Below are 21990 nucleotides of genomic sequence, written 5' to 3'. Positions count from 1 at the left end.
GAGCAGCCCCCCGGCTTTCGATCCATCTGCAATGAGGGCCAGTTTAGCGGCGTGCCGTTACCATTCCGTAAAATGCGATAGATTTGAGTCAGGTCTGTTGGCCAATTGTTTGCCGTGGCCGCTGGCGATGGTCTGAAACGCCCGGCGGACGGGGATTTTGGCTGCTCACAAATATGGGAATGATAGGCCCTTAACACCGGCGAAGTTTTGCCTACATAATGGCTTCACCATGCTGCTTCGTTTTCCTCCCGATCGGCACACAGCCATGACCACCACTCCTCCCGCTGCTGGCGCTTTTGAGGCCCAGCCCGCTTTGTCACGACTGGCCTCCATGACGTGGATGGGGCCAGAGGGTGACGACGGCAAAAGCGGTTTTGAATCCGGGACGGCCACCAAGGTCCGACCCAAGACCAAGCGTCCGAGCCTCTATCGGGTGCTGCTGCTGAACGACGACTACACGCCGCAAGAATTTGTGGTGCTGGTTTTACAGGACGTTTTCAACAAGTCCCGAGACGACGCATTCCAGATCATGATGCATGTTCACCAAAAGGGGGTCGGTGAATGCGGCGTCTATCCATATGAAGTGGCCGAAACCAAGGTCACCCGCGTCATGGACACTGCACGCAAGAACCAGCATCCGCTGCAATGCGTGATGGAAAAACAATAGGAACCTCATATGCCCTCATTTTCACGCGGACTTGAGAAAGCCTTGCATCAGGCGATGAACCTGGCCCGTGAGCGTGCGCACGAGTTTGCTACGCTCGAGCATCTGCTGCTCGCCCTGACAGAGGATCGCGATACCATCGCGGTGCTGGCCGGGTGCGATGTCGATGTGGACGCCCTCAAGGGTGACCTCGAAGACTTCATCAATGAAGAACTGGATAGCTTGATCGTTGCCAACGGTCAGGACGCGCGCCCGACGGCGGCGTTCCAGCGCGTTATCCAGCGCGCGGTGATCCATGTTCAATCCTCCGGCCGCGAAGAAGTCACCGGCGCCAACGTGCTGGTGGCGATCTTTGCCGAGCGCGAGAGCCACGCAGCTTATTTCCTCGAACAGCAGGACATGAGCCGGCTCGATGCCATCAACTTCATCAGCCACGGCATCACCAAATCCGGCCCCAATGAGGACCGCAAGGTGCGTGGCGCGGAAGAAAGCGGCGAAGGCTCGAGCACTGAAGGTGGTGCTCGCGAGGGCGCCAAGAGTTCGGCGCTGGCCGATTTCTGCGTCGATCTCAACGCCAAGGCCCGGCTGGGCAAGATCGATCCGCTGATCGGCCGCGACAGTGAATTGCGCCGGACCATCCAGGTTTTGTGCCGTCGGTCCAAGAATAACCCGATCTATGTAGGTGATGCCGGCGTCGGCAAGACGGCGATCGCCGAAGGTCTGGCCCGCAAGATTACTGAGGGCGATGTGCCTGAAGTGCTCAAGGAAGCCATCATCTACTCACTCGATATCGGCTCGCTGCTGGCTGGGACACGCTATCGCGGCGATTTCGAAGAACGCCTCAAGGCGGTGATGAAGGAGTTGGAAAAGCTCCCGAACGCCATTCTGTTCATCGATGAAATCCATACCATGATCGGTGCTGGCGCCACTTCGGGCGGCGCCCTCGATGCTTCGAACCTGCTCAAGCCCGCGCTGGCTTCGGGCGCGATCCGGTGCATCGGGTCGACCACCTACAAGGAATATCGCCAGTTCTTCGAAAAGGATCGGGCGCTGGTGCGTCGGTTCCAGAAGATCGACGTCAACGAACCGTCGATCCCCGATGCCATCGAGATCATCAAGGGCCTGCGGCCGTATTACGAAGCGTTCCACAAGCTCAAGTTCACCGATGAGGCCCTCAAGGCTGCGGTGGAACTGTCGGCGCGCTACATCAATGACCGCAAGCTACCGGACAAGGCGATCGACGTGATCGACGAGACCGGGGCCAGCCAGATGCTGCTGACCGCCGACAAGCGCAAGGCCATCATCGATGTCGAGGACATTGAAGCGACCATTGCCACCATCGCGCGCATACCGCCAAAATCGGTGTCCAAGTCCGATGCGGAAATGCTGTCGAGCCTTGAGAACAATCTCAAGACCGTGGTGTTTGGCCAGGATGCGGCGATCACGGCGCTCAGTTCGGCGATCAAGCTGGCCCGGGCCGGCCTGCGCGAACCGGAAAAGCCGATCGGCTCGTACCTGTTCACCGGCCCGACCGGCGTGGGCAAGACCGAAGCGGCCAAGCAACTCGCCGACACGCTCGGCGTGGAACTGCTGCGGTTCGACATGTCCGAATATATGGAACGCCACACCGTTTCGCGGTTGATCGGCGCGCCTCCGGGCTATGTCGGGTTCGACCAGGGCGGCCTGCTCACCGACGGCGTGGACCAGCATCCGCATTGCGTGGTGTTGCTCGACGAAATCGAAAAGGCGCATCCCGATCTCTACAACATCCTGTTGCAGGTGATGGATCACGGCAAGCTGACCGATCACAACGGCAAGTCGGTGGACTTCCGCAATGTCATCCTGATCATGACGTCCAACGCGGGCGCCATGGACTTGCAGAAGAGCCCGATCGGGTTTGGCCGCAAGCGCGAGCAGGGCGACGATGAGGAAGCAATCAACCGGCTGTTCAGCCCGGAATTCCGCAACCGGCTCGATGCGATCATCTCGTTCGCACCGCTGCCGCGCGAAGTTGTCCGGCGCGTGGTCGAAAAGTTCGTGCTGCAGCTTGAAGGCCAGCTGGCTGAACGCGGCGTGACGATCAACCTGACCCCGGAAGCCGCCGACTGGTTGGCCGAAAAGGGTTATGACGAACGCATGGGCGCTCGCCCGCTGGGTCGCGTGATCCAGGAATATGTCAAGAAGCCCCTGGCCGATCAGGTGCTGTTCGGCGAACTGGTCAATGGCGGCACGGTGACCGTGGCGCTGGTTGGCGTGGGCGACGAGGCCAAGCTGGAGCTGATCGCGGTGCCACCGCGCGCTGCCAAGCCCAAGGCAATCACTGCCCCCAAGGCCAAGAAAGAGCCGAAAGCCGAGCAGAAGAGCTAGGTTTTGCGACATTGAGATTGAAGGCCGGGAGTGATCCCGGCCTTTTTGTTTTGCGCGGTGGCCGTTGCTCATACGGTGTCATTCGGGTCTTCGCGGGGATGACACGGTGCGTTGGGATGCCTTTGTGCCCGCCCCTTTTTCTTATCTTGGCGGGATTGCAGAATCGTCGTTCACTTTCATCCAAAGGGGAGGACTGAATGACCGACAAACGCATGTACTGGGCCGGCTGGGTGCTGAGCGGGATTGCCATCCTGTTTCTGGTGATGGATGGCGGCATGAAACTGGTGCCGTTGCAGGTGGTGCTCGACACAATGACGGAACTGGGCTGGAGCGGCGATCCGGCGCTGGCGCGTGGGCTCGGGGTGATCATGTTGATCGCGACCGCGTTGTATGCGTGGCCGAAAACGTCATTGCTCGGCGCTATCTTGCTGACTGGTTATCTTGGCGGGGCGATGGCGACACATCTGCGGATCGGGAGCCCGCTGTTCAGCCATATTCTGTTCGGTTTCTATCTCGGGTTGCTGGTGTGGGGCGGGCTGTTTCTGCGCGATCCGGCGCTGCGCGCGATGATGCCGTTCCGCCGCTAGTCGGGTTTGCCCCGGCGCAGGAGCGCTCTGGCGAGCAGCAGCAGATAAAGCGCCAGAGGCAGCAGGAGCGCTATCGTGCCAAAGCGGAGATGCATGGTGGCGCCAATGAAGGCGCCGAGCAGCAGCGCCAGCCAGATCAGCAGGTGCAACAGCCATTGGCGTGCTGGCGCCTTGCCGTAAATGGCCTGTGCCAGTTCCTGGCTGGCCATGAACAAGGTGCCGGTGACATAGGTGGTGCCGAGCCGCGCGCTGCCCGATGGCCTGATCACCGCGTTCTGCGCGCCCGCCGAAGCGGCCAGAAACAGCAGGCTGAAATGGGCGGGCACACCCAGACTGTCGAGCAGCAGGGCCAAGGCCAGCAGCAGGCAGACAAACAGCAGCGTGGTGCTGGCCGCCCATGATACCGCACGAAGGCTGAGCAGGCTGCCGACAAACCCGCCGGCAAAGAAGAACCCCACCAAAGAAGCCGGTAGCGCGATAGTGCCAGCAAGGTGGTTGGCCAGACCGAAGGCCAGCTGGGTGCTGTTGCCGCTCATGAACGAGGTAAAATAGCCGCCCAGTTCGACAAAGCCGATGGCGTCGGTGAAGCCAGCCGACATCGTCAGCAACAGGCCAATGGCAAGGCGGATGACCGGGTTCACAGTTGAGCGGCGATCAGCGCTGCAAGTTCTGCGAGTTCGACGTCGCCAGCCTTGCCGCCGCCATGGCTGGCGAGCGGAGTGCCTTCGTAAACCGGGATCACATGGAAATGCAGATGGAATACTGTCTGCCCGGCGGGTGCTTCATTGAACTGGGCGAGGCGAATGCCGTCGGCGCCGGTGGCGCTGAGCGCGGCTTTGGCGGCGCGCTGGACAAGCGGCATGACGGCGGCCAGCGCGGCTGAATCGGCATCGAGCAGGTTGCGTGACGCCGCCTTGGGGATCACCAGCAGATGCCCGCGCGATTGTGGGAACACGTCCATGATGACCAGTGCCGTCTCGTCCTCATAGACCTTGTGAGCGGAGAACTCGCCGCGCAGGATTTTGGCGAAGATGTTGCTGGAATCATAAGCAGCCATGGCAGTTTCCGATGAGGCGATGACGCAACAGCGGTAAGCGCTGTCCCGCTGCTTGCGCAAGTGCCAGCGTACTAGGCGATCACTACCAAATGGGCCACACTCAACAAAACTGGAGGATGGGATGCGCGCTGTTCGGCTCGAAGCGATTGGCAGCTTGACACTGCGCGAGGTGGCAAAGCCAGATCCGGGGCCGGGCGAGTTGCTGGTGCGGGTTGAGGCGGCCGGGATTTGCGGGTCGGACCGTCACATGTTCAGGGGCGAATATCCGACCGGCGCGCCGGTGACGCTGGGGCATGAGTTCTGCGGCATTGTCGAGCGGGTTGGTGCGGGGGTGACGCGGTTTGCCGGTGGCGAGCGGATTACTGCCGATCCCAATATTGCCTGCGGTGTCTGCAAGGCCTGTCGCGATGGCCGGCCAAATCTGTGCGAGACGCTGACCGCCATTGGCGTGTTCCGTGACGGCGGCTTTGCCGAGTATGTACTGGTGCCGCAGGGGCAGGCGCATGTGTTGCCCATGGGGCTCGATCCGCGTCATGGCGCGTTCTGCGAGCCATTGGCCTGCTGCCTGCATGGGCTGGATGTGGCGCGGATTAGGCCGGGCCATAGCGTCGCGGTGTTGGGCGGCGGCGTGATCGGGCTGCTGATGGTGCAATTGGCGCGGCTGGCCGGCGCAGGCCAGATTATTCTGGTGACGCGGCAGCAGGCGCGGCGGGACCTGGCGCTGACCATGGGCGCGACCGCTGTGGTGGACCCGGTGGCCGTTGATGGCGTCGCCGGCGTTCAGGGCCTGAGCGACGGTGGGGTCGACGTGGTGCTGGAATGTGCTGGGGTGCCCCAGACCTTCGTTGATGGCCTGCGGATGGCCCGGCGGGGTGGGGCGTTTGTGCTGTTCGGGGTGACGCCGGCCGGCGTCGAGGTGCCGGTGGTGCCGTTTGACCTGCTGGTCAATGAACTGCGGATCGAGAGCGCCTGGCTCAATCCGCTGACCCATGGGCGGGCGGCGGCGATGGTTGCCAGCGGTGTGCTGGAGCTTGATCGCCTGATTACCCGCACCATCGGGCTGGAGGAGGTGGCGGCAGTGGTCGGTACCGCCCCGGCGCAAGGCGAGATCAAGATTATTGTGCGGCCTTAGCTATTCGGCGGGCTTGAGCGCCGGTGGCTCCGGCTTCTTGAAACGGAACCGGAAGAAGTTGAGCAAGGCCAGGCCGGTGAAGGTGACCGGCACATAGGTGAAGCCGCGCCGGATGAAGAATAGAGCGATATTGACAGCGGTGCCGGCGCTCATGGCGCCTTTGCCCATGGCCGAGGTGAAGGACGACGGCACGATATGGCGGTAGAGCAGCGCCGGGCTGAGGTAATAGTCGCGCGCCCTGGCCGCGAAGGCGCGCTTTGACGTTGAGTAGTCCTTGAGTTCGTCCATGCCCATGTCGCCATGAAATTCCACCTCGGAGCCGACCGCCCAGACTTCGGGCGGCGCCAACCGGGTCTTGCCGAGGTCGGTGAACAGCTCGATCAGTTCGGTAAAGGTGACGTAGTTGGCGTTCCAGGTGTCCTCGAACCTGGCGCCGTGGGCCAGCACCAGCACGTCGGCCCGTGCCAGTTTTTCGGCCATGGCGGTATAGTCGCCGGGTTTGAAATCCACGCCGGACTTGGCGGTTTCGACGATGCCGCCGAGTCTGGTCAGCTTTTTGACCATGGCCGAGCCAAAGGCGCCATTGGCGCCGGTGACCACGAATTTGCGGCCTTCGATCTGGCAGGTGGTGCCAAAGATCAGATCGAACATGTTGACGAAGGACGAGTAGAAATTATGCGGATAGACGTGGTGCATCGCATGATAATGCTGGTTGACCCAGAGCAGGCCCTGCTGGCCACCGACGCGGTCCATCGACATGTGGTTGAAATCCAGCCCTTCCTCCCTGAGCGTGCCGACCAGCATGAAAATGCGGATGGCGACGACCAGCGCTACCGGCGGCCAGGGGAAGATGAACAGGAACACCAGTGTCCCGGCCATTGAGGTCAGGAACTCGGGGACGATATGAAACCAGATGTTCTGTCTGGCATAGGCCGGGTTGATCTGCATATCGAGGCCAAGGAATTTGTGGTGTACCCAATGCCACGACGAAAGCGTGCGCAGCAGTTTGAACCGCGAGCCCTCCCAGCGATGCAGGACATAATGCAAAGTGTCGAACAGCAGTGTCGAAACCACAAAGACCAGGAAGGCCTCAAGGGCATAAAGGGGGATGTCCCAGAGGGTCATGCGCGGGTCCCAAAATTGAAGCGGTCAATATAGGCGCAGATCGTGGCGGGACAAAGGGCCGCGCTATTCATGGCCGTCAGTGCGCTCGCCTTTGCGGAACGGAGTGAACTGGTCGAGCATTTCCTGCTGCCGTTCGACAGATGCCCGTTCCTGCTCCAGATAGTCGGCGATGGCCCGGCGTAGCCCAGCATGGGCGATCCAGTGGTTGGAATAGGTGGTGGACGGGGCATAGCCACGAGCCAGCTTGTGTTCGCCCTGCGCGCCTGCTTCGACGACGGCCAGCTTATGTTCGATGGCGAAATCGATAGCCTGGTAATAGCACAGCTCGAAATGCAGGAACGGCACTTCGCGGACCGCTCCCCAGTTGCGACCATAGAGCCGGTCCTTGCCGAGGAAGTTGATGGCGCCGGCTATCGGGGTCGGGCCATCATAGGCCAGCATCAGCACGATCCGGTCGGCCATGGTCTGGTTGAGCAGCGAGAAGAATTTGCGATTGAGGTAGGGCTGGCCCCATTTGCGGGCGCCGGTGTCTTCGTAAAATTCGTAGAAGGCATCCCAATGGTGTTCGCGCAGATCGGCGCCGGTCAGCCATTGCACCGTCAACCCATCGGCGAGCGCATCGCGGCGTTCCCGGCGGATCGCCTTGCGCTTGCGCGAGGCAAGGGTTTCGAGGAAGTCGTCAAAGCTTGCATAGCCGTCGTTGTGCCAGTGAAACTGGGTATCGAGGCGCTGCAGCCAGCCGGTGGCTTCGATGAGCCTGGCCTGATCCTCGGGCACGAAGGTGGCGTGGACCGATGAGGCGTTGCGTTGCAGGGCGAGTTCCTGGGCGGCGGTGAGCAGGGCGGCGGTGATTTCCAGATCCCCACCGGGCACCAGCAGTTTTGGGGCGGTCACCGGGGTAAAGGGCACCGAGCATTGCAGCTTGGGATAATAGCTGCCGCCAGCCTGTTGATAGGCGTTGGCCCAGCCATGATCAAAGACATATTCGCCCATCGAATGGGATTTCAGGAACATTGGCATCAGTCCCAAAGGCGTGCCGGTATCATCCTGCAGCAGGATGTGCTGCGGTTGCCAGCCGGTGCGCTTGTCGGCGCAGCCGGATTGTTCCAGCGCCAGGAAGAAGGCGTGGTCAAGGAACGGGTTATCGGGTTTTCCTGCGGTGGACGGGACAAGACTGTTCCAGACGTCCGCCGGGATATCGGCGGTCGCGGTGTGGATGACGGCCCTGAGGGTATTGGCGGAAGTCACAGCGTTCCGGACGGTTCAGCAATGCTCGTAGAAATAGGCCGCATTGCCCGGCATTGAAAGACCGCGGTCGCGCCTGATCACAGAGATTTGCCTGCCGCGGATGGCGCAGGCGGTGATGAAATCCGGAGCTGGCGTGTCGGTGTATTCGATTTCAAGCACGTGGCGGCCGTATGGGCCGGTATAGGCGTCGCATTCATCGTAAGTCTGGCACGATTCCACGATGGCGAAATCAAAGCCGATGTCGCGGCCCCTTTGGCCGAGTTCCGCGCCGTTCTTCTGGCCAAAGGCCAGACCAAGCGCATGGGCCCGGTCGATGAGCGATTCAGCAAAGGCGAGGTTTTCGGCGATGGTCAGCGCACCATCCGAGCGGGAATAGGTATCGAGATTGTCGGCTTCGATGGCGCTGAACCCATCCTGCGCGCATTGGTCGATCCAGGCGCCAACAATGGCGGTGAGCGCGGCCCGCTTGGTGGCAGTGCTGGTATCGAGCAGGATTTCCCCGGGCCAGTTGGTGTCTTCCAGCCAGTTTCCGGAGCGTTGTTTGAGTAGCAAATCTGGATGATTGGCCTTCCACCAGGCCGCTTCCTGCGGCTGGGTCTGGAAGGCATTGACATAGCAGATGGAGTAGCCGCCCTTGAATGGCGGGTTGCTGCGGTCGCGGCTGACGATGGTGGTTCCGGCAGAGGGCGCGTAGGCGCCGGCGAGCTGGGGGTCATACTGGCCGCCTGCGGGCGGTAGCGCGATATCTGTCGCCAGCGCGGGACCGACCAACAATAGCAGCGCCGCCGCCCAGCCAAGCCGCATCAAGCGGCAAACCCCTCGAAGACGATCTGGTCGGCCTGACCCAGCGCACTTTGCGCCTCTTCGGCCGAGCGGATGGTCCAGGCGGTGATCGGCTTGCCGAGCGCGCGCCAGAAATTGACTGCGGGCAGGTTGAGCGCCGACTTGTCACAGGAGATGAAATCGAACTGGGTTTCGTGCCAGTGCAGCAAATGGCGCAGGGTGTAGCGCTGAGCTTCGGTGAGGCCGGTGTCCTCGTCTGGATCGGCATAGTCGTAGGCGATGATGCCGCGCGGACCAGTGAAGCCGAACTGGCGGATCTGGGTGATCAGGTTGGGATCGAACGATTCGATGGTCGCCGGGCCGGTGTAGGATTTCAGCGCCTCGGCGGTGGCGCGGGCGAGGAACTGGGTGTTGGTGGCGTCGCGCTGGTGCTTGAGTTCGATCTGCAGCAACACCCGGCCATCGACTTGGGCCAGGAACTCGGTGAGGCGTTGCGGACGATCACCAGCAGCGCTGCCGAGCAGGGGTAAAGTGTTGATTTCAGAAGAGGAAATGTCGGCTACAAGGCCGTCGCGGCCGAGCAGGCGCTGCATGTCATCGTCGTGGAAGACGACCGGTACGCCGTCGCTGGTGATCTGCAGATCGCACTCGATGGCGTAGTTGCCGGCGATGGCGCCGGCAAAGGCTGAGGCGCTGTTTTCGATGATTCCAGCGGCGCGATTGTGCAAGCCGCGGTGCGCGATGGGACGAGGGAACAGGGCGTCGGTCATGGCATTGGCCTCGTTTGTTGTGCGCACTGAATGACAGCGCAATGTGACGAAACGGTAACCGATGGTTAGCGCCGAGGTAGCATTAGACCTCGAAAACAGCCTCAATCTCGACGGCCGCGCCAAAGGGCAGGGCGGCGACGCCGAACGCCGCGCGGGCGTGTTTGCCCTTGTCACCCAGAATGCCGACCAGCAGATTGGAGGCGCCATTGGCGACCAGATGCTGCTCGAAAAACTCGGGGGTGGAGGCGACCAGCACGGTCAGCTTGACGATGCGCTTGACCTCGGAGAGCGGGATGCCGGCGCTGTAAACGACATGAGCCAGCACGTTGAGAACGGCGAGTTCGGCGGCATTGCCACCCTGAACCACGTTCATGTTGTCACCCAAAAGGCCAGCAACGACGCCTTGTTCATTGCTGGAAATCTGGCCGGAGACGAACAGCAGGTTGCCGGTGCGCACGACGGGCACGTAGCTGGCGACCGGCGGCTTGGGCGCTGGCAGTTCATAGCCATATTCGCGGAGCTTTTCGATCGGGTTGGTCATCGTGTCTTACCTTCGGTTTCGTCATCAGGTGTGGCCGGCCTCGCCGCTTCGGGCTTGGGCCGGTAGAGTTTGCCGCGAACCACCGCCTCGCGCCCAAAGCGGGTGCGGACGCGGTCCATGGCCCGTTCGGCGGCCGCCTTGCGGGCAATCGCCGGCTCCAGCAGATCGGATGGATCCTCGCCGGTGGCGGCATCGATACCCGAAACGCCGATTCCCAGCAGCCGAAAAGCCGTGCCGTCAATTTCGCGGGCCAGCAGATACTGACCTGTCTCATACAGCGTATTGGCCAATTGTGTCGGGATCATCAAATGCCGCGCCCGGGTGCGCAAGCGAAAATCGGTGGATTTGAGTTTTAGCGTCACCGTGTCGCCGACAATGTTCTTGGCCTTGAGCCGTTCGGACAGCCGTTCGGAGAGCCGCAGCAATTCAACCGAGAGCTGGTCGAAGTCCTTGATGTCGGTATTGAAGGTGGTTTCCGAGGAGACGGATTTTTCTTCGCGGTTGCTGGAAATCGAGCGCGCGTCTTCGCCGCGCGACAGGCGGGCGAGGCGGGCGCCGGTTTCGCCATAGCGGCGCATCAGGTCTTCGGGTGGATGCTGTTGCAACTGGCCGATCGTGGTGAAGCCATCCTTGCGCAGGGTTTCGGTGAAGACCTTGCCGACGCCATAGATCAGGCTGATCGGGCGCGGCGCGAGAAAGCCGAGCGTTTCCGCAGCGCCGATGATGGCAAAGCCACGTGGCTTGTCGAGATCGGAGGCGATCTTGGCAAGGAACTTGTTGTGGCTGAGGCCAACCGAAACGGTGATGCCCAGTTCGGTCTCGATGCGCCTCGCGAGGCGTGCCAGCACGACGGCAGGGGCGGCACGGTGCAGCGCCTGAGTGCCGGAGAGATCGAGGAACGCTTCATCGATCGACAGCGGCTCAACCAGAGGCGTCAGCGTATCCATCAGGGCGCGAATCTGCCGGCTGACACCGACATATTTGGCCATGTTCGGCTTGATGATCACCGCATTGGGGCAGAGTTCGCGGGCCTTGAACATCGGCATGGCCGAACGGACGCCGCTTTGGCGGGCGATGTAGCAACAGGTGGAAACCACCCCCCGCACACCGCCGCCGATGATCAGCGGCTTGTCGGCCAGCGTGGGATCATCGCGCTTTTCGACCGAGGCGTAGAAGGCGTCGCAATCGATATGGGCGATATCGAGCGTGAACAGTTCAGCATGACTGATGATGCGGGGCGAGCCGCATTGCGGGCAACGCGAAGGGGCATGGGCCGCGGTGCCGCTGGCGATGCAGTCCCGGCAGAGGTAGCCCAGCGCTGCCATGGTTCAGCCTGCGGGATTGAGCTTGTGCCAGACGCGCATGAAGGATTCGGGCTTGAGCTGCGCGTTCGCGCACAAAGCGAGTAGAATCGTTTCATTTGAGGCAAAGTAGTCGATGAGCCCGTTGCTGAGCTGCGTGCTGCCCATGGCGGCGCGCAAGGCAGCGGGATCATAGCCGGCGTAGCCCATGAAACTCACCAGTTCCGCAGGGTTTTCGGCAAGGTAGCCCATGCACAATTCGGCCAGTGAGGCGGGCTGCAATTCGGATCGGTCGGGGGTCTTCAAACCGCTCTCATTTCAGGTTTTGTAACGGATTGCATGCTAGCTGAAACAGTCGGCAAAGCGAAGTGCCGGCAGCGCCAGGACGGCGCAAGCGAGGACCAATGCCCAAGACCGTCATGATCGTTGAAGACAATGAGCTGAACATGAAGCTCTTCAACGATCTGCTCGAATCGCGCGGTTATTCGGTGATTCAGACCCGCAGCGGGCTGGAAGCACTCGATCTGGCCAAGGCGCATCATCCCGACTTGATCCTGATGGATATCCAGCTTCCCGAAGTCTCGGGCCTGGTGGTGACCAAATGGCTCAAGGACGATGACGAGGTGGCCCATATTCCGGTTATCGCCGTCACCGCGTTTGCGATGAAGGGCGACGAAGAGCGCATTTTGCAAGGCGGCTGTGAGGGTTACATCTCCAAGCCGATCTCGGTGCATCACTTTTTGGAAACCATTGCGCGATATATTGGGCCAGCCTGAGCGTCAGCGGATTTCGGTTTTGCGAGCTGATGTGGTTGCCCGTTGGGACGGGTCGCTGGTGTATCTCTGCGCAATAGTGGACGAGGCCGATAGTGACAGCGCGTGTTTTGATCGTTGACGATATTCCGACCAATGTGCGGCTGCTCGAAGCGCGGTTGACCGCTGAATATTTCGACGTGGTTACGGCAAGCTCGGGCCAGCAGGCGCTCGACATCTGCAACACCTCCGACGTCGATATCGTGCTGCTTGACGTGATGATGCCGGAAATGGACGGCTTCGAAGTCTGCAAGCGGCTCAAGGCCAGTTCCAAGACGCACCATATTCCCGTGCTGATGATCACGGCGCTCGACCAGCCTTCGGACCGGGTCAAAGGGCTCGAAGTCGGTGCCGACGACTTCTTGACCAAACCTGTCGATGACGTGCAGCTGATGGCCCGCGTGAAGAGCCTGGTGCGGCTGAAGGCGCTGACCGACGAACTGCGTGCTCGTGCGCTCACCGGCCAGCAGATCGCTATCGAAGACGCCATTCGCGCCATGGACAAGATCAGCGCCGAAGGTGGCTCGATCCTGATCGTGGATACCGATGCGCGGCATGCCGAGCGCATCAAGAATTATCTGGGCACGACCCATAAGGTGGATGTGCTGACCCAGCCGGCCGATGCGGTGTTCCAGGTGACTGGTGCGCATTACGAGTTGGCGCTGGTGTCGATGGCGCTGGAAGATTTCGATCCGCTGCGGGTCTGTTCGCAAATTCGCACACTGGAGCACACTCGCACGCTGCCGATCATCTTGATGGCGGACGAGGCGGATCGTCCGCGCGTGGTGCGAGCGCTTGACCTCGGCGTCAACGATTTCATCTCCCGTCCCGTAGAGCGCAATGAGTTGGCGGCGCGGGTGAAGACCCAGATTCGCCGGCAGCGCTATGCCATGGAACTGCGCGAAAGCGTCAACAGCACTATGGCCATGGCGGTCACCGACGATCTGACCGGGCTGTATAACCGGCGCTATTTCGACCGGCATCTGGCGATGATGCTGGGCAAGTCGCAGAGCCAGGATCGCGATATGGCGGTGATGATGCTCGATATCGACCATTTCAAATCGGTCAATGATGCCCATGGGCACGATGTTGGCGATGCGGTGCTGCGCGAATTCGCGCTGCGGGTGAAACGCAATATCCGTGGCGTGGATCTGGCCTGCCGGTTTGGCGGCGAAGAATTTGTGGTGTTGATGCCCGATACCGATTTCCGCCAGGCGGAGAGCGTGGCGGAACGTGTGCGCGCGGCCGTTGCCGATCACGGGTTCGACATCGCACCGGGCAAGGCACTGGGCGTGACCGTGTCGCTGGGCGTAACGCTCAATGAGAGCCTGTCCGATACGCCGGAGAGCTTGCTGAAGCGGGCCGATGTGGCGCTGTATCGGGCCAAGCGCGAAGGCCGCAACCGCGTGGTGTTCGACGCCGCCTAAGCAGATGACCGCACGAGATTGCCGTCTCGGCGTTAGGGTTATTTCTTATACTTAACAAGTGATTAGCCGCCGCAAAGGGCTGGATTTGCTTGTGTTTGCGGGCTGCCGGAGTAGGGTCTTTTCAACGGACAGCGGAAAATACTCAGGCCGATGTCCAAAAGTTCCCTACGGCTTTACCCAGGTCCGCCGCAACGCCTGGGTCCGTAGGGCGGCTGATCCGGCAGTGGACAGAGTGGCCTCTTCGACATGCCACTTCGGATCAGCCACTCATTGCCGTGCTTACGTCACCCCAACGCCCGTTCCGCTTTCGCGGTGCGGGCGTTGGCGTTTTGATGGCTGATGTTTGCGCCAGCACTGCCAAGCACGCGATGTCATCGAGGGTGGGGATGATTCATCGAAAATCTCGAGCGTTTTGGATCGAGCAAAAGAAAATCCCCGCGTCAGGGACGCGGGGATAAAATTCTCAGAACTCGAAAGGCGCTAGATTACTTGATCTTGGCTTCCTTGAATTCGACGTGCTTGCGCACAACCGGATCATACTTCTTGTACGAAAGCTTTTCGGTCTGGGTGCGGGCGTTCTTCTTGGTGACGTAGTAGAAGCCAGTATCAGCCGTCGACACGAGCTTGATCTTGACGGAAGCGGCTTTGGCCATCTTGGTATCCTCTAAACAGCAACAAGCGCGGCGAAATCCGCAGCGCTGGAATTTGGGCGCAACCTACGGATTTGGCGCCGATTGTCAACTCATAGTTGAACAGGAACCGGCTTGCTGAGAAAGCGCGAGCCCACCTGGCAGAAGCGCCAGGGAAGCTCGGCAGCCTTGGTGATACCAATGCGGGCGCTGGTGACGAAAGGATGGGCTGCCGACGGGAGCGTGAGGCTGAATGGCACCTGATCGAGCCGCAGGCCATCGTGGGATTTATCGATTCCCATCGCCTGGGCCAGCTTGCCGGGGCCGCTGGCGAGCGCGCGGATCGGTTCGAGGTTGCGCCGCAGGCGCATGGTGCCGACGCCCGAGGTGGGTTCGATGGCGCGGATCAGCACCGCGTCGCCACGGCGGCACACCATGTTGAAGCACCAGTGCAGGCCATGGGAGCGGTAGACGTAGGCGTGGCCGACCGGGCCGAACATCGAGGCATTGCGGGTGGTGGGGCCTTTGAAGGCATGCGAGGCGGGTTCGAGGCTCGAATAGGCTTCGGTTTCGACAATGATGCCGCCAATGCCGTCGACCAGCAGTGTCACCCCGATCAGGTCGCGGGCGACTTCGAGCACGTCGCGGTCGAAGAAGGCTGGTTCCAGCATCAGCCCCGATGGGCTGGATCGAAACCGAACATGCGGTTGGCCCATTGCAGGCCGACAATGGCGCCCTTGACCGACGGCAGCATGGCCAGCGGCAGGATGACGGCCAGCGGCACCAGCGTGTAGAGATAAACCTGCGGGTTGACGTGCCAGACCATTTCCAGATGCAGCATCAGGCCGATCAGCAGGTGACCGACGATCATGATGACGACGTAGGGTGGCAGGTCATCAGCGCGGTGATGCGACAGCACCTCGCCGCAATTGTCGCACTCGTCGGCAACCTTGAGATAGGCGCGGAACATGTGGCCCTTGCCGCAATGCGGGCATTTGAGTGACGCACCGCGCCACATCGCCTGGCCAACTTCGCGAACTTCAAGGGTTTTCACCTTTACGCCCATCACGTCACCTCTTTTTGCGGCCACGCGGGCCGTAGGACACAGGTGGGCGCTTTCCGCCCCGTCTTGAAGATGACGGATTGACGCGGCTGCCCTCGGACAGCAGTTCAAACCGCAGCGCACCAGCCACGGGCGCCGCTTCAAGCAGCCGCACCTGGACATTGTCGCCCAGCGCGAACTTCTCGCCGGTCTTGTCCCCGATCATCGCCTGCTGTTCCTCAACATAGCGATAATAATCCTGGCCCAAAGTGGAGGCCGGGATGAAACCGTCGGCACCGGTTTCGCGCAACCGCACGAACAGGCCGGAACGGGTAACGCCGGAAATGCGGCCTTCGAAGCGCGCGCCGATCTGGCTGGCGAGAAACTGCGCCAGCAGCCGGTCCGAGGTTTCGCGCTCAGCGATCATGGCACGGCGTTCGGTGGATGAGATGTGCTGGGCGATGCCCGGCAGTTTCAACGCTTCGTTGTCGCTCAGGCCATCGTCGCCAAAGCCAAGCGCCTTGACCAGAGCGCGGTGTACGATCAGATCGGCATAGCGGCGGATGGGCGAGGTGAAGTGGGCATAGCGGTCCAGGTTGAGGCCGAAATGGCCATAGTTCTCAGCCGAATATTCGGCCTGCGCCTGCGAGCGCAGCACCATTTCGGAGACCTGCTGGGCGTTTCCGGCCTTTTTGGCCTGCGCCAGAATGCCGTTGAAATCGCTGGGTCGCACCGAGTCGGACTTCTTGACTGAGATGTCGAGCGAGCCAAGAAATTCTCGCAGCGCCATCAGCTTTTCGCTGCTGGGGGCATCATGGGTGCGATAGAGCAGGGGTGTGGACTTCTGCTCCAGCGTTTCGGCGGCGGCGACGTTGGCGGCGATCATCATTTCTTCGATCAGCCGGTGGGCATCGAGCCGTTCGGGAATATGGACGCGGGCGACCATGCCCTTGTCATCAAGGATGATCTTGCGTTCGGGCAGGTCCAGATCGAGTGGGCCACGCTGATCGCGGGCCTTGGCCATGGCGCCATAGGCCTTCCACAGCGGCTTCAGGATCGGTTCGAGCAGCGGGCCGGTCTTGTCGTCGGCCATGCCATCGATGGCGGCCTGGGCCTGTTGATAGCTAAGCTTGGCGGCGGAGCGGATCAGCACACGGTGGAAGGTGTGGGATTTCTTGTGGCCGCCGGCATCGAAGACCATGCGTACCGCCAGCGAGGCGCGAGCAACCCCTTCCTTGAGCGAACACAGATCATTGGAAATGCGCTCGGGCAACATCGGCACGACCCGGTCCGGGAAATACACCGAATTACCGCGGAGGTAGGCTTCGCGGTCCAGCGCGGTGCCGGGGCGGATATAGGCGGCCACGTCGGCGATGGCGACATAGACGATATAGCCGCGCTCATTGGCCGGATCAGTGTCCGGTTCGGCATAGACGGCGTCGTCATGGTCCTTGGCATCGGCCGGATCGATGGTGACAAAGGGCACGTCGCGCCAGTCTTCGCGGCCCTTGAGCGTGGCGTCCTTGGCCTCTTCGGCCTCGCGCTCGACGGCAGCGGGGAAGCGATACGGAATTTCCAGATTGTGGATGGCGATCATGCTGACCGCGCCTTCCGACATCGGATTGCCGATGACGCCGATGACCTTGGCGCGCGGAATCATCAGGCGGCCGGAGAGCTTGACCTCGACTTCGACCAGATCGCCATCCTTGGCTTCCAGCAGATCGCCAAGGGGGATGCGCATTTCCTTGCCCTTGCGATCCACCGGGATCAGGCGGGCGCCATCGTCGTCCATGCGGACAATGCCGATCTGGCCGCGCCGGGGCTTGTCGAGGATTTTCATCGCCCGGCCGGTATAATGCGGCACGGCGCCTTCGCCGGGGTCAACGCGCGCGAGGATACGATCACCGGGGCCGGGGGCGACGCGGGCGTCCTTGCCCTGCAGTATGGTGACGCGCGGGCGTTCGCCTTCTTCCTCGTTCCACTGGGCAGGGAAGGCGTGCAGGTTTTCCGGATCGGCATCCGAGGGAATATCGAGCACGGTGACGGCGGGCAGGGTGGCGGTGCGGCGCAGGGCCTTGCGGGTGCGGGTGATGATGCCCTCGCCCTCAAGCTCCTTCAGCATGGTCTTGAACGCAGTGCGCTGATCGCCGCGGATGCCAAAAATCTTGGCCAGGTCGCGCTTGCCCTTGATATCGGGCTGAGTCGCCATGGCTTCGAGCAATTGTTCGCGCGTCGGCAATTCGCCGCCATTGGCAATGCGCGGGCGGCGCGGGCCGGAAGTATTGCGGGATTTGACGGGCGTTTTGGGATTGAGCGGTTTTTTAGCGGGCATGTTGACTAGATAGGGCATCCGGGGCGGATTCGCCAATTTTGGTGGAATCGAGGTTGCGGCGGTGAACCCCCAACCCTCGATCCCTCCCCACAAGGGGATCAAGGGTGGGGGTGGGGCGGCAGACACCTGGGTTTGTGTATAGTTCAGCTTTGTCGATTCCCGCACCAGGCAGGCCTGATGACCCCTATTCCCTTCTTCGATGGCCACAACGATACGTTGCTCAAACTGCTGGAGGCCCAGGGCCCGAACCAGGAGCGCCTGTTTATCGATGGGATGAGCGGGGCGCATATCGATTTGCCGCGCGCGAGAAGCGCCGGCATGGCTGGCGGATTTTTCGCAATTTTTCCACCGCCACTGAAGGGTAATCTGAGTTCGGTGATCGCCGGTGCCGGGCAGGCGTCGCCACTGCCGCCGGATCTGGCGCTGGCCGACGCTCAGGCGGTGACTTTGGGGATGGCGTCGATCCTGATGCGGATCGAAAAGGCCGGCGGCGTGGCGATCTGCCGGGATGCAGCGGCGGTGCGGGCGTCAATCGCCAGTGGCGTGTTGGCCGCAATCCTGCATATCGAGGGTGCCGAGGCGATCGATACGGAGTTTCGGTCGCTCGATGTGCTTTATGCCGCAGGCCTCCGCTCCATCGGCCTCGTCTGGAGCCGCGCCAATGCCTTCGGCACCGGCGTGCCGTTTCGTCACAATGTCGATCCCGATATCGGGCCCGGACTGAGCGATGCCGGCAAGCACCTGGTGCGGGCGTGCAATAGCATGGGCGTGATGCTGGATCTGTCGCATCTCAATGCCGCGGGGTTCCGCGACGTGGCAGCGATCAGCGACAAGCCGCTGGTGGCGACGCACTCCAATGTGCATGCGATCAGTCCGCACGCGCGCAATCTGACCGCATGGCAGCTGGCGGCGATTGCCGAGAGTAAAGGGATGGTCGGGCTGAATTTTGCCACCGGGTTTTTGCGGCCGGACGGGGTGATGCGGGCCGATACCGAGATCGAGCTGATGGTGCGGCACATCGATGCGCTGGTGGGGGCGCTGGGCGAGGATGGCGTCGGGCTGGGATCGGATTTCGACGGAGCGATGGTGCCGGCGGCGATTGCCGATGTCACCGGGGTGCCCAAGCTGCTGCAGGCTTTGCTCGACAAGGGCTATGGTGAGGCGCTGGTGCGCAAGATTGCGCTGGAGAACTGGGTTTCGGTGTTTGAACGGACGGTGGGGTGATCGCGCAGGGCTGAAAGTGGCCCTCGGGTCGAGCCCGAGGGAACGCGGTGGGGGTGGCGACGTACAGGCTAGAAGGGGACGTCTTCGTCGGCGACGGCTTTTTTTGCTGGAGCCTTTTTGGCTGCCGGTTTTTTCGCTGCGGTGGTTTTTGAGGCCGGCTTTTTAACTGCCGTTTTGGCAGCTGGCTTCTTGGCAGCGGCTTTCTTGGCCGGAGCCTTTTTCACCTTGGCGCCGGTGGCTTCGGCGCGGGCGGCGATCCATTCTACGGCCTGTTCCTGGGTCACGGCTTCGGGCGCCACGTCCTTGGGGATGGTGGCGTTGATCTTGCCTTGATTGACGTAGGGACCATATTTGCCGCCACGCACGGTGATCGGGCCGCCTGGTGCGTCGGCAAAGGTCTGGATGGCGGCGATAGCAGCGCCACCGCCGCGCTTGAAGCCGCCGGCGGCTTTTTGGGCCAGCAGGTCGACGGCGCGATTGAGGCCGACCGAGAACACCTCTTCGATGTCTGGCAGGTTGGCGTATTTGCCATCGTGCAGGATGAATGGGCCGTAACGGCCGAGGCCAGCCGAGATCGGCAGGCTATCGGCTGGATGCAGGCCGACTTCGCGCGGCAGCCTGAGCAGCTTGATGGCGTTGTCGAGCGTCAGCGCGGCCGGCTCCCAACCCTTGGGGAGCGAGGAACGCTTGGGCTCCTTGCCGTCGCCGAGCTGGACGTAGGGGCCGAAGCGGCCAGTCTTGAGGTGGACCTCTTCGCCGCTTTCCGGATCGGTGCCGAGGATGCCATCGCCGGCGGCCTGTTCGGATGACTGGCCGGTGGCGGCGTCCGAAAGCTGCATGGTGTGCTTGCATTCGGGGTAGTTCGAGCAGCCGATGAAGGCGCCGTACTTGCCCAGCTTGAGCGAGAGCTGGCCGGTGCCGCAGGTGGGGCAGAGGCGGCGATCGGAGCCATCGGCTTTGGGCGGGAAGATATGGTCCTGCAGCAGGTCGTTGAGCGCATCGAGCACTTCGGTGACGCGCAGGTCCTTGATTTCGAAGGTGTGGCGCGAGAACTCGGTCCAGAACTCGCGCAGCACGACCTTGTAGTCGAGTTCGCCAGCGGAAATCTTGTCGAGCTGTTCTTCGAGATTGGCGGTGAAGCCATATTCGACATAGCGGTTGAAGAAGCTCTCGAGGAAGGCAGTCACGATGCGGCCGCGATCTTCGGGGTGCAGCGCCTTGCCTTCGAGCTTGACGTAATCGCGGTCCTTGAGCGTGGTCAGCGTTGCGGCATAGGTGGAAGGACGGCCGATGCCGAGTTCTTCCATCTTCTTGATCAGGCTGGCTTCGGAGAAGCGCGGCGGTGGCTGGGTGAAATGCTGGTCGATATCGACCGATTTCAGGTCCGGCTGGTCGCCAATGTTGAGGGCCGGCAGTTCGCGGCTGTCCAGTTCGTCATCGCTGGCGTCGTCGCGGTCTTCCTTGGCTTCGACGCCGTAGAGGGCGAGGAACCCGGGGAATGTCACGACCGAGCCTACGGCGCGCAGTTCGATGGCGCGGCCGGGAGCGTTGACGTCGATATCGACGGTGGTGCGGTCGATTTCGGCGGACTTCATCTGGCTGGCAACGGTGCGGCGCCAGATCAGGCCGTAAAGTTTTGCCTGTTCGGGTTCGAGACGCAACTGGTCGGGATGCTTGAACATATCGGTGGGACGGATGGCTTCGTGCGCCTCCTGGGCGTTCTTGGCCTTGGTTTGATAGATGCGCGCTTTTTCCGGCAGGTAGTCATTGCCGTGGAACTTGGCGATGGCCGAGCGAGCCATGGCGATGCCTTCGGGAGCCATCTGCACGGCGTCGGTTCGCATATAGGTGATCAGGCCGTCTTCATACAGGCGCTGGGCGATCTGCATGGTGCGCGATGGGCTGAGGCCGAGACGCGATGAGGCGTCCTGCTGCAGCGACGAGGTGGTGAAGGGGGCGTAGGGATTGCGCTTGGTGGGCTTCTTGTCGACGCTGGAGACGACGAAATTGCCCTTGGCGATGGCGGCCTTGAGCGCTGCGGCTTCCTCGCCGTTGCGGACGCCGAGCTTGTCGGTCTTCTTGCCATCGGCGGAATAGAGCCGCGCCTCGAAGGTCTTGCCCTTCTGGCTGAGCTTGGCGGCGACCGACCAGTATTCTTCGGGCTTGAAGCGTTCGATCTCGTTTTCACGGTCGCAGACGATGCGCAGGGCAACAGACTGGACGCGGCCAGCCGAACGGGAGCCGGGCAGTTTGCGCCAGAGAATCGGGGAGAGCGTAAACCCGACAAGGTAGTCGAGGGCGCGGCGGGCCAGGTAGGCATCGACCAGCGGCTGGTCGATTTCGCGCGGAATCTTCATCGCCTCGGTGATGGCGTCCTTGGTGATGGCGTTGAACAGCACCCGGCGGACCGGCAGGTCCTTCTTGATCGCCTTTTTCTGACGCAGCACATCGAGCACGTGCCAGGAAATAGCTTCGCCTTCGCGATCCGGGTCAGTCGCCAGGATCAGTTCATCGGCGCCCTTGAGCGCAGTGGCGATGTCGGCGAGACGCTTGCGCGAGGCGGTGTCGACCTCCCAGGACATGGCGAAATCTTCGTCGGGACGGACAGAACCATCCTTGGCCGGCAGATCGCGGACGTGGCCGAACGAGGCCAGAACCTCATAGCCCGATCCCAGATATTTGTTGATTGTCTTGGCTTTAGCCGGACTTTCAACGATGACGACCTTCATACCGAACCCAATCCGCAACGCTACTCTTCAAGGTGGCGCAACATGGTGAAGGACTGGGGCAGTGTCAACGGGGCGGAAATCGGGTTTTGGTCCACGGTCGAGCACTCCCCTTTAGGGGAGGCGCCTTGCCTGCGTCATCGGTAGCTTGCAGAAATAGTGTAGCGCAGTTTCTGCGCCGCCGTCCGTTTACATGTCGGACCTTGATCGAGATGGCGCTGCG

General features: G+C 61.7%; 21 protein-coding genes. 7 read left to right on the top strand and 14 right to left on the bottom strand.

The window, feature by feature from the left end; genetic code table 11:
* The first annotated feature begins 340 nt into the window (after positions 1-340).
* The 3 genes from clpS to ABIT12_RS01485 all read left to right on the top strand — a co-directional run bounded on the left by clpS (position 341) and on the right by ABIT12_RS01485 (position 3618).
* On the top strand, positions 341-667 hold the full coding sequence (gene clpS, locus ABIT12_RS01495) for an ATP-dependent Clp protease adapter ClpS (RefSeq protein ID WP_407065571.1): 327 nt from the start codon (positions 341-343) through the stop codon (positions 665-667).
* Between the two features lie 9 nt (positions 668-676).
* Complete coding sequence (gene clpA / locus ABIT12_RS01490) at positions 677-3031, top strand: ATP-dependent Clp protease ATP-binding subunit ClpA (RefSeq protein WP_348041691.1); 2355 nt, start codon at positions 677-679, stop codon at positions 3029-3031.
* 197 nt (positions 3032-3228) lie between these two features.
* Positions 3229-3618 carry a DoxX family protein gene (locus tag ABIT12_RS01485; RefSeq protein WP_348041689.1) on the top strand — a complete coding sequence of 130 codons (390 nt, stop codon included), beginning with the start codon at positions 3229-3231 and terminating at the stop codon, positions 3616-3618.
* Here ABIT12_RS01485 and ABIT12_RS01480 read toward each other — a convergent pair.
* Together ABIT12_RS01480 and ABIT12_RS01475 are read right to left on the bottom strand one after the other, a co-directional pair.
* Complete coding sequence (locus ABIT12_RS01480) at positions 3615-4259, bottom strand: DUF1275 family protein (protein ID WP_348041687.1); 645 nt, start codon at positions 4257-4259, stop codon at positions 3615-3617. The two genes, ABIT12_RS01485 and ABIT12_RS01480, sit on opposite strands and share 4 nt — an antisense overlap.
* Entirely contained in the window at positions 4256-4675 is a 420-nt protein-coding gene (locus ABIT12_RS01475; RefSeq protein WP_348041685.1) for an HIT domain-containing protein, read from the bottom strand. The genes ABIT12_RS01480 and ABIT12_RS01475 overlap by 4 nt, the downstream gene beginning before the upstream one ends.
* A 121-nt stretch (positions 4676-4796) precedes the next feature.
* Between ABIT12_RS01475 and ABIT12_RS01470 the strand changes: the two genes are divergently transcribed.
* Complete coding sequence (locus ABIT12_RS01470) at positions 4797-5807, top strand: zinc-dependent alcohol dehydrogenase family protein (protein WP_348041683.1); 1011 nt, start codon at positions 4797-4799, stop codon at positions 5805-5807.
* Here the strand turns inward: ABIT12_RS01470 and ABIT12_RS01465 are convergent, their stop codons facing one another.
* From ABIT12_RS01465 to ABIT12_RS01435, 7 genes are all read right to left on the bottom strand, one after another.
* Positions 5808-6932 (bottom strand): hypothetical protein, encoded by a 1125-nt coding sequence (locus tag ABIT12_RS01465; protein ID WP_348041681.1) that lies wholly within the window; start codon positions 6930-6932, stop codon positions 5808-5810. It lies immediately after the preceding gene.
* 63 nt (positions 6933-6995) lie between these two features.
* Positions 6996-8180 (bottom strand): GNAT family N-acetyltransferase, encoded by a 1185-nt coding sequence (locus tag ABIT12_RS01460; RefSeq protein ID WP_348041679.1) that lies wholly within the window; start codon positions 8178-8180, stop codon positions 6996-6998.
* Between the two features lie 15 nt (positions 8181-8195).
* Positions 8196-8984: an endo alpha-1,4 polygalactosaminidase gene (locus ABIT12_RS01455; protein WP_348041677.1), complete on the bottom strand. Its 789-nt coding sequence runs from the start codon at positions 8982-8984 to the stop codon at positions 8196-8198.
* A complete protein-coding gene (locus tag ABIT12_RS01450; protein ID WP_348041675.1) occupies positions 8984-9733 on the bottom strand; it encodes a glycerophosphodiester phosphodiesterase family protein in 750 nt (249 codons plus the stop codon). The genes ABIT12_RS01455 and ABIT12_RS01450 overlap by 1 nt, the downstream gene beginning before the upstream one ends.
* 82 nt (positions 9734-9815) lie before the next feature.
* Entirely contained in the window at positions 9816-10274 is a 459-nt protein-coding gene (locus ABIT12_RS01445; protein WP_348041673.1) for a RidA family protein, read from the bottom strand.
* Positions 10271-11599, bottom strand: a complete 1329-nt coding sequence (locus ABIT12_RS01440; protein WP_348041671.1) for a DNA polymerase IV — start codon at positions 11597-11599, stop codon at positions 10271-10273. The genes ABIT12_RS01445 and ABIT12_RS01440 overlap by 4 nt, the downstream gene beginning before the upstream one ends.
* A 3-nt stretch (positions 11600-11602) precedes the next feature.
* Entirely contained in the window at positions 11603-11881 is a 279-nt protein-coding gene (locus ABIT12_RS01435) for a DUF3572 family protein (RefSeq protein WP_348041669.1), read from the bottom strand.
* Between the two features lie 98 nt (positions 11882-11979).
* Here ABIT12_RS01435 and ABIT12_RS01430 point away from each other — a divergent pair, with 98 nt between their 5' ends.
* Together ABIT12_RS01430 and ABIT12_RS01425 are read left to right on the top strand one after the other, a co-directional pair.
* Positions 11980-12351, top strand: coding sequence for a response regulator (locus tag ABIT12_RS01430; protein WP_348041667.1), 372 nt, complete (start codon positions 11980-11982; stop codon positions 12349-12351).
* Positions 12352-12443: 92 nt separating this feature from the next.
* Complete coding sequence (locus ABIT12_RS01425; protein ID WP_348041665.1) at positions 12444-13814, top strand: PleD family two-component system response regulator; 1371 nt, start codon at positions 12444-12446, stop codon at positions 13812-13814.
* A gap of 485 nt (positions 13815-14299) precedes the next feature.
* On the opposite strand, the gene rpmG is transcribed toward ABIT12_RS01425, so the two are convergent.
* The 4 genes from rpmG to rnr all read right to left on the bottom strand — a co-directional run bounded on the left by rpmG (position 14300) and on the right by rnr (position 17835).
* The gene (gene rpmG, locus ABIT12_RS01420; protein ID WP_299723999.1) at positions 14300-14467 is read right to left on the bottom strand and encodes a 50S ribosomal protein L33; all 168 of its coding nucleotides are present in this window, start codon (positions 14465-14467) and stop codon (positions 14300-14302) included.
* Positions 14468-14556: 89 nt separating this feature from the next.
* Positions 14557-15114: a DNA-3-methyladenine glycosylase gene (locus ABIT12_RS01415; RefSeq protein ID WP_348041663.1), complete on the bottom strand. Its 558-nt coding sequence runs from the start codon at positions 15112-15114 to the stop codon at positions 14557-14559.
* A complete protein-coding gene (locus ABIT12_RS01410; RefSeq protein ID WP_348041799.1) occupies positions 15114-15509 on the bottom strand; it encodes a DUF983 domain-containing protein in 396 nt (131 codons plus the stop codon). The genes ABIT12_RS01415 and ABIT12_RS01410 overlap by 1 nt, the downstream gene beginning before the upstream one ends.
* 4 nt (positions 15510-15513) lie before the next feature.
* On the bottom strand, positions 15514-17835 hold the full coding sequence (rnr, locus tag ABIT12_RS01405; RefSeq protein ID WP_348041661.1) for a ribonuclease R: 2322 nt from the start codon (positions 17833-17835) through the stop codon (positions 15514-15516).
* 159 nt (positions 17836-17994) lie between these two features.
* Between rnr and ABIT12_RS01400 the strand changes: the two genes are divergently transcribed.
* Entirely contained in the window at positions 17995-19041 is a 1047-nt protein-coding gene (locus tag ABIT12_RS01400) for a dipeptidase (protein WP_348041659.1), read from the top strand.
* Positions 19042-19109: 68 nt separating this feature from the next.
* Here ABIT12_RS01400 and topA read toward each other — a convergent pair whose 3' ends face one another.
* Positions 19110-21770 carry a type I DNA topoisomerase gene (gene topA / locus ABIT12_RS01395; protein ID WP_348041657.1) on the bottom strand — a complete coding sequence of 887 codons (2661 nt, stop codon included), beginning with the start codon at positions 21768-21770 and terminating at the stop codon, positions 19110-19112.
* Positions 21771-21990: the final 220 nt, after the last annotated feature.

Origin of the sequence: Devosia sp. (assembly GCF_039927955.1) — a bacterium.
In the GTDB taxonomy this organism is placed as follows: domain Bacteria; phylum Pseudomonadota; class Alphaproteobacteria; order Rhizobiales; family Devosiaceae; genus Devosia.
The sequence above is the reverse complement of the archived record's forward strand: the minus strand, read 5'-3'. Positions and strand labels throughout refer to the sequence as shown.